This window comes from Microcoleus sp. FACHB-68 (assembly GCF_014695715.1).
In the GTDB taxonomy this organism is placed as follows: Bacteria; Cyanobacteriota; Cyanobacteriia; order Cyanobacteriales; family Oscillatoriaceae; genus FACHB-68.
The window spans coordinates 44682-57856 of the sequence record NZ_JACJOT010000003.1 but is presented as its reverse complement, the minus strand read 5'-3'; the positions used below and the strand labels follow the sequence as shown (position 1 = coordinate 57856).

9 protein-coding genes are annotated in these 13175 nt (G+C 46.7%); 2 read left to right on the top strand and 7 right to left on the bottom strand.

Annotation, left to right across the window (positions count from 1 at the left end; genetic code table 11):
- Positions 1 to 346 precede the first annotated feature (346 nt).
- Complete coding sequence (locus H6F73_RS02780; RefSeq protein ID WP_190757300.1) at positions 347 to 2608, top strand: dynamin family protein; 2262 nt, start codon at positions 347 to 349, stop codon at positions 2606 to 2608.
- Here the strand turns inward: H6F73_RS02780 and H6F73_RS02775 are convergent.
- On the bottom strand, positions 2595 to 3956 hold the full coding sequence (locus H6F73_RS02775; RefSeq protein WP_190757299.1) for a cytochrome P450: 1362 nt from the start codon (positions 3954 to 3956) through the stop codon (positions 2595 to 2597). The genes H6F73_RS02780 and H6F73_RS02775 overlap by 14 nt on opposite strands.
- Before the next feature lie 285 nt (positions 3957 to 4241).
- On the opposite strand from H6F73_RS02775, the gene H6F73_RS02770 reads away from it, so the two are divergent.
- The gene (locus tag H6F73_RS02770) at positions 4242 to 4700 is read left to right on the top strand and encodes a helix-turn-helix domain-containing protein (protein WP_190757298.1); all 459 of its coding nucleotides are present in this window, start codon (positions 4242 to 4244) and stop codon (positions 4698 to 4700) included.
- 420 nt (positions 4701 to 5120) lie between these two features.
- Here H6F73_RS02770 and H6F73_RS02765 read toward each other — a convergent pair whose 3' ends face one another.
- From H6F73_RS02765 to H6F73_RS02750, 6 genes are all read right to left on the bottom strand, one after another.
- A complete protein-coding gene (locus tag H6F73_RS02765; protein ID WP_190757297.1) occupies positions 5121 to 6632 on the bottom strand; it encodes a hypothetical protein in 1512 nt (503 codons plus the stop codon).
- Positions 6633 to 6760: 128 nt separating this feature from the next.
- Positions 6761 to 6883 carry a hypothetical protein gene (locus tag H6F73_RS26860; RefSeq protein ID WP_277882577.1) on the bottom strand — a complete coding sequence of 41 codons (123 nt, stop codon included), beginning with the start codon at positions 6881 to 6883 and terminating at the stop codon, positions 6761 to 6763.
- On the bottom strand, positions 6884 to 7006 hold the full coding sequence (locus H6F73_RS26855; protein ID WP_277882576.1) for a hypothetical protein: 123 nt from the start codon (positions 7004 to 7006) through the stop codon (positions 6884 to 6886). It lies immediately after the preceding gene.
- A 6-nt stretch (positions 7007 to 7012) separates the two neighbouring features.
- Positions 7013 to 8347 (bottom strand): hypothetical protein, encoded by a 1335-nt coding sequence (locus H6F73_RS02760; RefSeq protein ID WP_190757296.1) that lies wholly within the window; start codon positions 8345 to 8347, stop codon positions 7013 to 7015.
- 380 nt (positions 8348 to 8727) lie between these two features.
- Complete coding sequence (locus tag H6F73_RS02755) at positions 8728 to 10782, bottom strand: S-layer homology domain-containing protein (protein WP_190757295.1); 2055 nt, start codon at positions 10780 to 10782, stop codon at positions 8728 to 8730.
- Positions 10783 to 10972: 190 nt separating this feature from the next.
- Positions 10973 to 12781 (bottom strand): adenylate/guanylate cyclase domain-containing protein, encoded by a 1809-nt coding sequence (locus H6F73_RS02750; protein WP_190757294.1) that lies wholly within the window; start codon positions 12779 to 12781, stop codon positions 10973 to 10975.
- Positions 12782 to 13175 lie beyond the last annotated feature (394 nt).

Below are 13175 nucleotides of genomic sequence, written 5' to 3'. Positions count from 1 at the left end.
AATAAGGTCGGCTGGCAGGATGTAGTTAATAGCAGTGAACAAGCAGTGTGTAGTCCATGTGTATTTTTGTCAGTGCCTGCGGTAGTCAGGAGTTATCTGCGGTACAATTCCATGTAGATTAACTTGTTGTAACGCAGGGTACGGGATAGCTTTTAGTTAGCTGGCTTCGTTTTTAGGTTAGGACGATATTTGAAGATATTGATTGGGTATTTAATGCTAGAGCAGTTTATATCTTTGAATTGGGAAAGATTAGGGGAATCTAGTTGAACTGTGCAATACGCTTTGATTATTTCGGCAATCTACGTGTATTCAAGTATAAAAATTGGCAAGGAATGAGGAAAGATTTATGGATGCTTCTCTGTACCAACAAAATCGCAAAAAACTTCTAGAGCAACTTACGAATCTTAAAAGTATTTATGAGGATATTAAATACAGAGATAGTGCTTTTTTTAACGAATTGCCTCAAGAAACATCACAACGATTTGCTCTTCTTGATCGCGATATTTCGCGGCTACGAAACCCCAATCTTACTATTGCCTTTGTTGGGGGGTTTAGTGCTGGTAAATCGTCTCTAATCAACGCTTTTTTAGGGCGATATTTGTTACCAGAATCTACAGAAGTGACAACAGCAGTTCCTACTTATGTTAAAAGTAGCTCTGATGAGGAATACGCAAAAGTCTTCTATCTCAACATAAATGAGATAGAAGCATTGGACGGGCTTTACCGAAAGGAAATTGCTGAAACATTTCGTGTACCACAACTGGAAAATGCACCTGTACATGAATTGCTGGAAAGAGTTCAGCCAATGGCACAGGAAGGTAGAGGAAGCAGGCTATTAGCCAATTTTCAGTTATTTTTAGAAAAACGCAAAACCTATGAGTTTGGTGATGAGCGCTATATTGAAAATTGCTCAATTGAGAAAATGCAGCACCTCGTTAGAGACGAATCTCAGGCTATATTTCTTGAGCGAGTAGAAGTATTTATCAAATCAACTGATATTCCTCAAGATGTGATTTTAGTTGATTTGCCTGGTGTCAGTGTTCCAAATCCACGGCATCGCCAGGTAACTTTTCGCTTCGTCAATCAAGATGCTCATGCGATTATCTTTATTTTGATGGCGACGCGCTTGTTTGATAGAGATGAAATGGAAATTATGGAGAAGATTCGTGCTGGAGAATCGCAGCTCAATCGGAAAACATTTTGGGTACTGAATCGATGGGATTCATTGACATCCCAGCAGCAAAAATCCTCCTTAGCTAACTTCCAGGAAAAAATGAGAGAGTTTGCTATTCCCGACGATTACAATTTTTTTACCACAAATGCTCTTCATGGTCTTTTGGCACAGTTGTCCAGTAAGGAGGAGATGCCTTGCGATCCAAAACTGATTCAACACCTCTCAGACTATAAGGAACTGTTAGATACCCGTTATGAAGGAAAACACAAAGTTGCTCTTCAAGAAAGTCAGATAGCATTTTTGCGTGACAGTGTTTTAGAATTTCTCCAGGATGATCTGCGTCGAGTTACTCTGGAAACCACAGTTGGAAATGTTGAGCAAAACTTCTGTCAGCCTATTCTTAACTATCTGCGTAGCCAAAAGGATGCCGATGAGTCCATGATTCAAGGTGAACTACAGCAAAGTGAAAAAGAAGAAGCTAGACGGCTGACGACAGAACTCATGAGTCAACGAAAAAGAGAATTTGAAGATAGTTTTCGTAGTATTCGAGATCGAGTTGCGAATGCTCGAAGTACTATGTTTACCGATCAGGCTCAAGCTAAAGAGTTAGAGGATAGTTTGAAAAAAGAGATAAAAAATGGCGATCTTACTGATGCTTACAAAGTGTACACGCGAATTATTTCTGATAACTATTTGCGTAAATATCCTTATTACTTTGAAATAGAGATTAATGTGGTTGACAATCTCAATCAGCTACTCAAGAAGCGATTTTTGGAAATTGCTAGAGAGCAGGTAACTAATGTGGTAGAAGATTTGGTTAAAGAAATTAACAATCGATTAGAAGAGCTATACAGTGATGTTAAATATGATCTAACTGTTTCCTCGGGCTTTAGGGAACTCATGCAGGACATAGCAAATCGTTTTCAAAGCAAAGTTGACGGGGTAGTTATGGAGAGAGCAGCCCGTTTAGATGAGTTATTGGTTTACAGAGGGAGCAAAATTTCTCCACTTTTTGGTGGAGGAAATGAAATACTGACAGGACTTGAAAAAGCTGCACGTATGCAAAGTCAACACATTAACAATCCTGCTGAAGCTATCCGTCCAGAGGATATGACGGCTCGTACTAACCAAATTCGTGCAACGCTAGAAAAACACTACATTGATAAAACAAATGAGTTCCGAAAAGAAGTGGCTGAAGCTGTTTGGTCAATCGTGATTGCTCAAATGCAAGAGCTAGAAAAAGAAGTTAAAGAAGCAATGAATACACGGTATAGGTCTATTTTAGAACAGGTGAAATCTAAACAGGCATCAGATGAATTTGCACATCGCCGCTCTTCTATCACTAGCCGCACCAGTAGATTCCGTACAGCGATTGAAAAAATCCATGAGGTATCAATACAAATGCGCTCTGGCCTTCAATCTACATCAAACTAGCCTGACGCAAACGTTGACCCGTAACAGTCATCCGCACTCCATCGGCAGGCGCTAAAGTCAAACCCCGGCGTGCAGGTTTCACCGGCTGGCTGTCTGCCAGCGCCAATTGCCACTGAGACAATACAGTTGCCAGCACCAACTTCATTTCAAACTGCGCCAAAGCTAGCCCCAAACAGCGCCGGCTGCCTCCCCCAAAAGGCAAATATTCGTAAGGCGAAAATTGCCGGTTTAAAAAGCGTTCTGGCTTAAACTGCTTCGGTTCTGGGTATAACTCTGGTCGTTGGTGCGTCAAATAGATACAGCAAGTCAGTTGCGTTTCTGGTTCTAACTCGTAACCCATCAGTTGGAAGGGAGAGTTGACAACGCGAGCGAATGTGATCACTGTTACTGGATAAATTCGCAGTGTTTCCTGACACACCGCAGATAGATAAGGCAGGCGGAAAAAAGCTGTGGGATCTGGGTTGCCACCGGCATTGTCTAATTCTTCTATCAGCCTTTCTCGCACCTGCGGCTGCCGGTGAACCCAGTACAGCGCCCAAGCTAAGGCGGTTGCGGTGGTTTCGTGACCGGCAGCTAGCACCGTGATTAGTTCATCACGCAATTCCAAATCACTCATCCCCTCGCCGGCTTCATCACGCGCCAGCAGCAGCAGCGTCAGCACATCTGTGCGCGAGGGGTCTAAATTTTCCCGGCGTTCCCGAATTTCAGCATAGAGAAGTTCATTCATCTTTTCCTGCCGGCGTAAGAATTGTCCCCACGGACTCCAAGCGCCTAAATCTTTTTGCAGGAACGGAAAGAACAGCATACTAGACTTTAGCGGAGAGCTGGTCATATCCATCAGTTGCCCCAACCGATGTTGCAGTTGCCGGCTGCGTTCCCCCTCATCCAAACCGAATACCGCGTGTAAGATCACCCGCAGGGTAATCTCTTGCATCACGTCACGCGCTGAAAATGTCTGCCCAACACTCCACCGGCTGGTTACTTGCTCTGTAATATTGCGAATGAGCTGATTGTAGGTTCGCATCCGTTCCCCATGAAAGGGAGGCATTAACAGCTGGCGTTCTCGCCGGTGACGCTCACCATCTATCAGAAATACAGACTCATCTCCCACCAAAGGGCGTATAGTCTGATTAACGCGACCCGTATCAAACTGCTGAGGATCGGCACTAAAAATCTCTTGGATCGCCTGTGGATTGCTAGCGAACACTATCGTTTTAGACTTGCCAAGCCTTGCAGTAAAGATGTCCCCATAGCGCTCAACATTGGCGTCCATATATCCTAAAGGGTCAGTAATCCACTGCACGAGTTGTAGGAGGGGAGGAGTATCAACAATATTGGGCAGTTTCATTGCCGCTTTCCTTAATATTACTTGATGCGTTGATGGTAATAAATGCGCTAACTGCTGTTATTGAGGATTGTTTAGGTCAGTGAGTTCTTATGACATTAGGATACAGCAAAAGCGAGAATGCGCTTCAAGAGCCGGCCATCCGTCGCACAAGTACATTCTCCATCTCCTTTTCCTGACAAAAGCTGTCCTGATGCCAAGTTTTTTCAGAAAAGTTCCAGAAACTCCTAGTTGGTGATAAACTTGCCTGAGTTAAGCTAGCTTCACTTGACTCCGAGAAATTGTCACATGGCGAACCAGATCAAATTAGACATCTCTGAAACCGCCGTCGAACTCAAAACTCTTCTTAAGAAAGAGAGTAACCTTCAAAAAAAAGAAAGGCTCCAGGCTCTGTACTTGCTGAAGTCGGGTCAAGTCACCACGTTGGAAGCCCTCTCTAAATTGTTAGTCAAAGATCCTTCAACGATTTATCGTTGGTTTCAAAAATATAAAACTGACGGATTATCAGGCTTACTAAAGCTTTACAAGCCTGCCGGCAAACCTTGTTCTCTGCCGGCAGAAGCCATAGAGCGCCTTAAGCAAAAACTCCAAAATCCAGAGGTATTCAGAACCTATGGAGATATTCAATTATGGCTTCGGGACGAATGTGGAGTAGAGGTCGATTATTATGTCGTTTACCGAACCGTTCGCTATAAGCTAAAAGCAAAGATGAAACTGTCAAAAAATTTGGTTAAATCGCCTTCGTAAACCTCCGAATCAGCCAGGAAAAACTAACCGAATATAAAAATTAATCGCTTTAACTTCAGGCCCGTCTGCTAGTCAAACCAAATTGCGGTTGATTAAAAAAATGTATGCCGGCAGAAGCTGATAAATAAAATAATTCTAGCAGTATCTCTGTATATATTCAATACAAAAACTCGTTTTCTATATAAAAAATGAGTTTCAAAAAACTGCTTTTAATCGCCTTATTAGTATTGTAATAAATGGGACAGAGTCCAATTGTTAACGGATGAGGGCAAACAACTCTCAAATAAGAAGAACAGATGCCAATTTCACAAAACTAGAGAACACAGTAAAAAGAGAAAAAGGCAAGCGTAAGTTTTAAACGGCTGCCTTAATTACCGGCTCTTAGTTAATTGGTTTTGCACAGTCACTTCTCATCTTTTTTCACCCTCTCCAAACACCCGGCATCGGATTAATTTCTTGTAAAAAATCACCAGGGTTGAGACTTTGAATACTACGCATAGAAACAGCCGACACGCCATCATTACTACTAATTAACTGCTCAGTTGATATCGCAGCTCGTTTTTGAGGCTGCCGCGCCGATTGAACCTGCCGGTTACTTTTTGGGGAATTAGGTGGAGTTTGGATGCGTAGCTTTTTGCCGTACTCAGCCCGCTTTGTTTGAGCAGTAGAATAGGCAGTTGTTCCTTTAGGAACCTTTTTCAGATAAGCCATAGCACCGGCAAAATCTTTAGCGGCTGCCCGGTTGTAAGCTTGTTGTAATAACTGATGTCCGACAGCCTCACTTTTAATGCGCTGCTTCTGAGTGTACTCAGCAATTTTGGCTTCTACTGGGGCGTAATCAGGCCATCCTTTGGGAATTTGTTTCAGCGATTTTAAAGCGCCAGTAAAATCTTTAGCGTTTGCCTGTTCAGATGCGGTTTTTAACAGCTTCTGGACTTCCCCATCCATCTTGACTGCCGCTTGCTGAACCATTGGCTCGATTTTTTTGTGCCAAGAAGCAATTTTCGGGATCTTGTCAGCTTCCTCAAGCACATCCCGCCACCGGCTTTGTTTAAAAGCTTGTTCAACCATCGTGACTTGACGGGTGGCTACTTGCCAAGTTTGCTGCCACTCTTCAATAGCGGTATTCGCTTCATGATAGGCAGAACTATATGAAGCAACAGATTTAGCCAGCGCAACCGCTTGTTTGATATCTCCAGCCTGATACTGTTCTGTTGCCTTGGCAAACGTCTCCAGTCCAGGATCTAAAGGAGGAGCCAGGAACAGATTATAACCGGCGAACCCTAAAGCCGCAGCATTGGCAGCAACACCGGCTCCAAGTCCCAAAAGTGTTAGCCGCACAGAAAGGTTGGAGATTTGGGGCGTAGCTGCATGATTAGCCTCATGAAATGCTAGGGATGTCGCAACGACGCTGATGGCTGAATCATCAGCGCTGCCGGCATCTTCACAATTGGGAGAATTCAACTCATCAGCGCTGCCGGCATCTTCAGAATTAGGAGAATTCAACTGCTCAGCGCTGCCGGCATCTTCACAATTGGGAGAATTCAACTGCTCAGCGCTGCCGGCATCTTCACAATTGGGAGAATTCAACTGCTCAGCGCTGCCGGCATCTTCACAATTGAGGGAATTCGACTGCTCAGCGCTGCCGGTGGTCTCTTCGATGTTGATTGAATCAAACTGATCAACGCTGCCGGTGGCATCTTCCATGTTGATTGAATCAAACTTATCAACGCTGTCGGCAGTATTTTCAGTAGACTCCGACTCGTGTAGAGGCAGGGTTAATTGACTGCTCAGTTGCATTGCAGAGTCCTGAGTGTTCACTGCAGATTCTTCCGCGCACAGCGAAGGGGGGGAGGACTCTATGCTGCCGGCAGAATCTTCAGCAGACTCTGACTCTTGTATGGCCAGGGTTAATTCAGTAATCGGTGGCATAATCGGAAGAGGAAGGTAAGCTGTCGTTGGTACTCCGGAATCCAGAGTGAGAGAGTGCCTTTGCTTGACAGTGATCGACACCGTCATATTCAAAAGAACTAATCAACTCAGCGAGCGCTGCTACAGCCTCAGATATCTTTGGTGTAAAAGCGCACCATCTGGTGGAGGATAGTGGCCAGCTTGTCACTAACCGGCAGTTGATGCCCCCACCTTCTTTTATCCGCCTCTATTTCTAATCGCTCAGGATTCATTCAGCTCAGCACTTCAATTGCCAACCGTAAAAGTGCGTAAATATTGCAGTCGCAACAGAGCAAACGCCCAACAATAGGCGCATAGCAGCCGGTGACAACACGAGCCGGCAATTTAGTTGTCAAGAAAATTTATCCCTCTATCTCGGTTTCCGGAACAGATAGAAATGCTGGTTTAGGGGCGATTTCTTGGACAATGTTGCCGGGGTTGAGATTTGTGGAAAGCACCCGTGTGCCGATGGGGTATGAAACAGCAGCAGAAACACCGGCAAGGTTGTTGCTTTGCACAGGGGCAGCCAGTGTTGAAACCATGACGCTGTGGGGCTGGGGATCTCGCAACGCCCCAACGTTCCAACTGTTCGTTTCTGCCCGGATGCGCTGTTTTTCGCTATATTCAGCTAACTTGGGTTCAACCTTGGCGTAGGCAACAGTCCCTTGAGGAATTTGTTTGATGAAGCTAATTGCGCCGGCAAAATCGCTTTCCCCCGCCAGATTGTAGGCAGCTTGCAGTAATTGGTGCGCTTGCGTTTCAACCTGAAGGTGCTGTAATTCGCTATATTCAACAATTTTGGTTTGAGCAACAGCGAAGGCTGAGCTTTCCTGGGGAATTTGTTTGAGCGCATTTAATGCGCCGGCAAAATCTTTGGCAACTGCGTGACGGTAGGCAGTTTGCAACAATTGGTGAGCTTGCGCTTCAAGTAGAGCTTGCGCCGGCCCTGAAACGTCTGAATCATCAATATGATTTGAAGGAATGGACTGTGCCGGCACACCCGAATTCTGAACGGTTGCCGGCTGATGTTGTGCGGTTGTTTTAACTGCAACATTTGCTTCAGTGCCGGCAGGAGAAAACTGTAATAAATATCCCCCAACCGTTAGCGCTAGCAGATTAACCGCCAATCCCACACTAACCGCACTGCGTATTGATGAGGAGTCGCAAGCGGGTTCAGTTGCCGGCAGATCGGTAGAATCTTGAGGAATAACAGATTGCTCAATTTCTGGCAACGCTTTGCGGATATTAGTTTTATAGTCTGGGGTGGCAACTGAAGACTCGGAATTTTGAACGCTGTGTGTGAAATGCCTCTTTGAGGTTTGGTTTAGCAGCGCGTGCCGGTTTGGCGATGCTTCTGTTGTGCGCCCATCGGCAGCATTCTGCAACGCCACCTCAGCGCCGGCACTGACATTCACCGAGGCGCGGAAAAAGCTCAAGCAGCCATATCCATCATCTTTTACCTGATGATATACCAGCTGATCTCCAACTTTGACTTGGCGCTGCCAAACGAGTTCTTTCGCCCCAGAGTTGTGGGTAAGGCTTTTATCGGCTTGCTGTGTAGGTACGGACTCAATTTTACCCATCACAACCTCACCGCCGATCTGGGAATTTTGGATAGGCTGAATCGCACCTACTTCTAGGATCGCTAATTGGTCGTCTTGCTGCTTTCTGAGCCGGTGAGTAACTTTATAACGCATAAATATTGACTGCCCTATGATTGGATGATCTGCCTATCCTCGATCTCGCTAAATTTCAGCATAAAACGAATGTTGGCAGACTGCTTAAAAGTCGGCGCTACAGCATTCTTTACATGAGACTTCTTGCAAAAATCGGGGTTAGGGCGAGTAAGCCAGGGAAATCAGCGAGCAATTTCTGCCAAACTCGCGCAAAACCCCGATCCCACACAGATTCTTTTGCCAAAGGTTTATTACAGAGCCTGCTTCTCTAAAAAATTCATCTCTGGCTCAATTTTTTCAGGAATAAACTGTGGCATCTTCTAGATGTGCCCATTGTAAAATTCTCAACAGCCGATCAGGGCGAGCCAGAAAACCCGCCCCGTTAGATGATTAACCGTCGGCTAAGGCTGATTGCTGGAACCTGCCGCACCGGCACCTGGCGCGCCTCCCACGACATAGGGTGAAGCAATCCTCGCCACATCGCCGGTGCTTGCCAACGCTTGGTAGAGAAACGCCGCAACCTCAGCCCGCGTCGCCATTTGCTTAGGATTCAGCACCTTAAGATTGGGATAATTAACCACCAAGCCTTGTTCCGTTGCCGCTGCGACTAAAGTCCGGGCATCCGCCGGAATGGTACTGCTATCGCTGTACATCTGCAAAATTGAGTCGGGAGAGCCTTTGGCCGAGTAGTTCAATCCCTTGGCTAAAATCGTCAAAATGTCAAGCCGGTCTAGCTTTTTATCTGGGTTAAAGTTTCCTTGTTCAAAAAAGCCCATTTCATAAGCTTCGCGAATGGCACTGGCTGCCCAGTGGCTAGCCGGCACGTCGGCAAAGGCAACCGCATTGCGAGTTTTGGGCTTATTAAATGCTTTGCGAATCATGGCAGCAAACTCCGCCCGCGTCACCTGCTCATTCGGGCGAAAGGTGCCATCAAGAAAGCCTTTGAGAACTTCCTTTGCGGCTAACTCGCCAATAAAATCTTTGGCCCAATGATCTGCCGGCACATCGGCAAAGCGGACTTGAATCCCCTGACTGACGCCCTCATCGCGATACTGTCCCACCAACTGGCTCACGTCATAAGTTAAGGTGCTGCTATCGCTGAGGTTAATTACCTGAACCACTTTCCCCGGTTGAGCGATTAAAGCCGGTGCCAAATCTGAACCGAATAGGTTAACCGTGCGATTTGCTAAAGAAAAAGCCCCACTACCCAAGGAAGGCGTATAAATGCTGGTGCGAGGCGGCGCGAGTAACCCCTCAGCTTGAAACCGGCTGGTGTCAATCGTATCTAAATTGGTGAGGAAGCTAACACTTTCAGAGCCGGCAGGATCGCTGCTAATTTTGGTGAAATAGTCGTAGACAACAGTGCTGGGATCAATTGAGCCATCAGCGTTGGTGTCCATCCCGTAAACAGTCCGCACCGCACGGGATTGAGCGGGATCGCTGGGCACGACCAAATTAACTGCCGTGTTTTCAAATAGCAGTTCAAACTCGCTGTAACCAATCGCGCGGTTTTCCAAATCGTACAAGCGCACGACAACCCGATCACCCGGATAAATCCCCTGCATGAATTTAGCGCCTTGGTTGGGCTTGTAGCGAAAATCGCCGATAAAGCGTTCTCGTAAATAGCCGTTGCTTCGCCTTGGTTTCAGGGAAATGCGAGCAATCACATCGGAGGAAGAGCGGATGCCTAGGCTAAATTGCCCTTTTCCCATCATCGGGGAACCCGTTGTTAAAGGCTGCTGAGCGGTTGTAGCGGGTGTGGTAGACGTGCCGGTGTTGCCTTGCTGGATGGGAGTTTGTGCCGTGGTAGACGTGCCGGTGTTGCCTTGCTGGATGGGAGTTTGTGCCGTGGCAGGCGTGCCGGTGTTGCCTTGCTGAGCAGTTGTGGGCAACTTCGTCAAGCCGTAGGATTGGCTTGTCTCTAGCTGTAGCTGTTGCTCCTTCGCGCCGCTTTGGAGGTCATATCGCAACTGCACCACTGCTTTGAGAGCTAAATTGCCCATATTTGCGTCATTACCCAGCACCCTTACCACCTGTGTGATGGGAATGACTTCGGGTTCTAAGGCAAGTGAGCCGGCTTGATTAGGAAGCAGTCGTGCGCCGGTGCTGGTATAAACCGGCAGCCATCGATCATTTTGACGGACAAACAGTTGATAAACAGCATTCGCGTAGGTTGTTGCCGGCTTGCTGAGCACTTCTAGCTGGATTGTAAACGCGGTTGCTTCTTGATTGGTAATCACAGGGTTGATGATCACAGCAGTATCCCAGCTTTCTTGCCACTGAGAAAGCAGAGTCGGCTTTTCAATCTCGGATGGCTGCTGGGATGCCGGTTTTGCAGGGGTTTGGCCGGTTTTTGCAGCTGTGGCACTGAACCCTGGCGGCGCAGAAGTTGCCAGGGTAAGGCCGGCGGCAACGATAATAATCCTGCTCAGTAAAGCAAAAGAACTCTGTTTCATGACAAATATTTAACTCCCACACCTACGGGACTTGCTTTCAAGCGTTGCATTTATTTTAGGGGCTGAGGGATGAGGGACTAGGTATATTGACAGATGACGTTTGTTTGTCTCATTCGTCTTTCAAGCCTGGAAATTTCAGCCGGCTGCCGATTAGACTGCAACTAAGTTTTTGTGTCATCACACCCACCCGCTAGCCGGCTTCCACCGGCAGCTTACCTAAGATCGAATAAACCATCGTTTCTGTTTCCTTGCCCCGCAGTTGAATCGCACCAAATTCTTGACCGGCATAAAGATCGCTCACATAACCAAACGTCCGATCAGTGAGCAAAATTTGATAAGGACTGTCGGAAGTCAAATTCTTTGTCATCGCCTCTAATCGCGCCGCTACGTTCACTGTATCACCGAGAACTGAATAACTCAGCCGCTGTGCTCCCCCGATGGTGCCGGCGATCACAGGGCCGGTGTGGATGCCAATTCCAAACCGAATCAAGGGGCGATTTTCTTCTTTAAAACGTTCGTTCAACACCTGCAAACGCTCGTGCATGGCCACGCTGGCTGCAATTGCTGCGGTGGCATCTCGTTTCACGTCTTCTTCTTGAGCTTGCGGAAAGGGAATGCCAAAGACGGCCATAATTGCATCCCCAATATATTTGTCAATAACGCCGCCATGTTCCATGATGCAACTAGCCATCGCATCTAGGTATAAATTCAGCCAGGTGAGCAATTCGCGCGGTGCCAAGCTTTCAGAGATTGTGGTGAACCCCCGAATATCCATAAATAAGACCGTTGCGGTGAGTTCTTGGGCTTCTAATTCCCCGTTTTCAAAAATTTCTTCCTTGCGTTCCCAAATCACTTCTGCCATTTCTGGGGCGACGTGTTGGGCAAACAAGTTCATTAGCTGTTGCTTTTCATACTGTTCGCGCAACTGCACTCCAAGACCGGCTAATAAAATGGTGCCAATAGGGGCGGCAACCGACAGCCACAAGTTGCCCCAGATGAAGGCGGTGAGGGCGACGGCAAACCAAGCCGGGGGTAGAATGAAGCCGATGACAACTCGTTCCTTAAGCTGCCGGTTAAACAATAGCCAACTGGTGCCGGCTCCTATGACCAGTAACAGCAGAATGTCCGCCCACTCTGGTGTTCGTTGCAGCAGCCGCTTATTTAATAAGTTATCGATCAAGGCGGCGTGGAGGTAAACTCCAGAAGTCGGTGGGTTTTGGTTGAGTGGCGATCTCAGCGGGTCGATGCCGGTCGCCGTTGGGCCAATTAGAACTAATTTATTGGCAAAAATGCTGGGATCAACTCGACCTTCTGCGATGTCTGCAAAGGAATAAGTGGGTAATGCTTGGGTTGTTCCGGGCCAGTTAATCCAGACTTTGGGCATTTTCTCACCGGCAACTGGCTTGGGTAACGCTAATTGAACACCGGCACGGGTTTTATAGACATCTAGCATCGCGGGCGCGAGGGCCGGTAGCGATTCAACAAACACGGTGGCTTGCCGGCTTATCCCGTCTTTATCAGGGTCGTGCAAAATATGACCGACATTCGCTGCGGCTTTGTCAAGAACCGGCACAGGTGGCAGTAGCTTACCTTCCGCGTCCCAAGCCACAGATAAGACAACATTGCTTTGATCCGCTATCGCCTGTGCCATTGCAGCGTCTAAAGGGCTGGGCGCGACAAATAAAATATCGAATCCAATTGCTGCCGGTGGTGACTTTTTTAAAGCTTGCAAAAGTTGTGTGTAGCGAGCACGTGGCCAGGGAAATTGGCCATACTCTTGCAAACTTGCTTGATCAATCGCGATCACGGCGATTCCCTCATCCCACCCAATCGGCGGACGGATTTTAAATAAAGCGTTGTAACCCAACTGCTCTAATTGCTGCCAGTAACCTAGTTGTGACATCCCCAAAGCCACAGCCGCCGCCACCACCCCAGGAAATCTGGGATGATTGCCGGCTAGGTAATTCTGAAACCGCTGAATCCAGCTTTTGACCACCATGCTAATACCCTGTAAAAATGATGAGTTCTTTCAGTGCAACGGTGAGTTTTGCCAGCGTTAATCTTGCTATTCGTCCTAATTTCCAAGCCAAAATTATTATTTTTTTACTTAAAATTTAGAACACAATAAAACGCTGAGCGGTCAAAATTAAAACATTGCAGCTCGCTTTCATTCCCAGCTTGACTGATGTTTTAATTTTGACCGCCGCCTACAAAACTCAAAATTGTCTCACAGCAGCACCCTAATTCAAAAAACTCAAAACTTTTTATTCAGTGATCGCATTGCCGTCAAAACTAAAACCTGTTCATCCGGCAAGTTTTTATTTGACAAAATAGAAACTTTTTTATCTTCTATTTCCGGCCCTTCAATTTTTATTAACCATTAAAAACCTTAT

Coding starts and splice junctions, on each gene's coding strand:
- H6F73_RS02780 (WP_190757300.1), top strand. CDS start 347: ATGGATGCTTCTCTGTACCAACAAAATCGCAAAAAACTTCTAGAGCAA.
- H6F73_RS02775 (WP_190757299.1), bottom strand. CDS start 3,956: ATGAAACTGCCCAATATTGTTGATACTCCTCCCCTCCTACAACTCGTG.
- H6F73_RS02770 (WP_190757298.1), top strand. CDS start 4,242: ATGGCGAACCAGATCAAATTAGACATCTCTGAAACCGCCGTCGAACTC.
- H6F73_RS02765 (WP_190757297.1), bottom strand. CDS start 6,632: ATGCCACCGATTACTGAATTAACCCTGGCCATACAAGAGTCAGAGTCT.
- H6F73_RS26860 (WP_277882577.1), bottom strand. CDS start 6,883: ATGAATCCTGAGCGATTAGAAATAGAGGCGGATAAAAGAAGGTGGGGG.
- H6F73_RS02760 (WP_190757296.1), bottom strand. CDS start 8,347: ATGCGTTATAAAGTTACTCACCGGCTCAGAAAGCAGCAAGACGACCAA.
- H6F73_RS02755 (WP_190757295.1), bottom strand. CDS start 10,782: ATGAAACAGAGTTCTTTTGCTTTACTGAGCAGGATTATTATCGTTGCC.
- H6F73_RS02750 (WP_190757294.1), bottom strand. CDS start 12,781: ATGGTGGTCAAAAGCTGGATTCAGCGGTTTCAGAATTACCTAGCCGGC.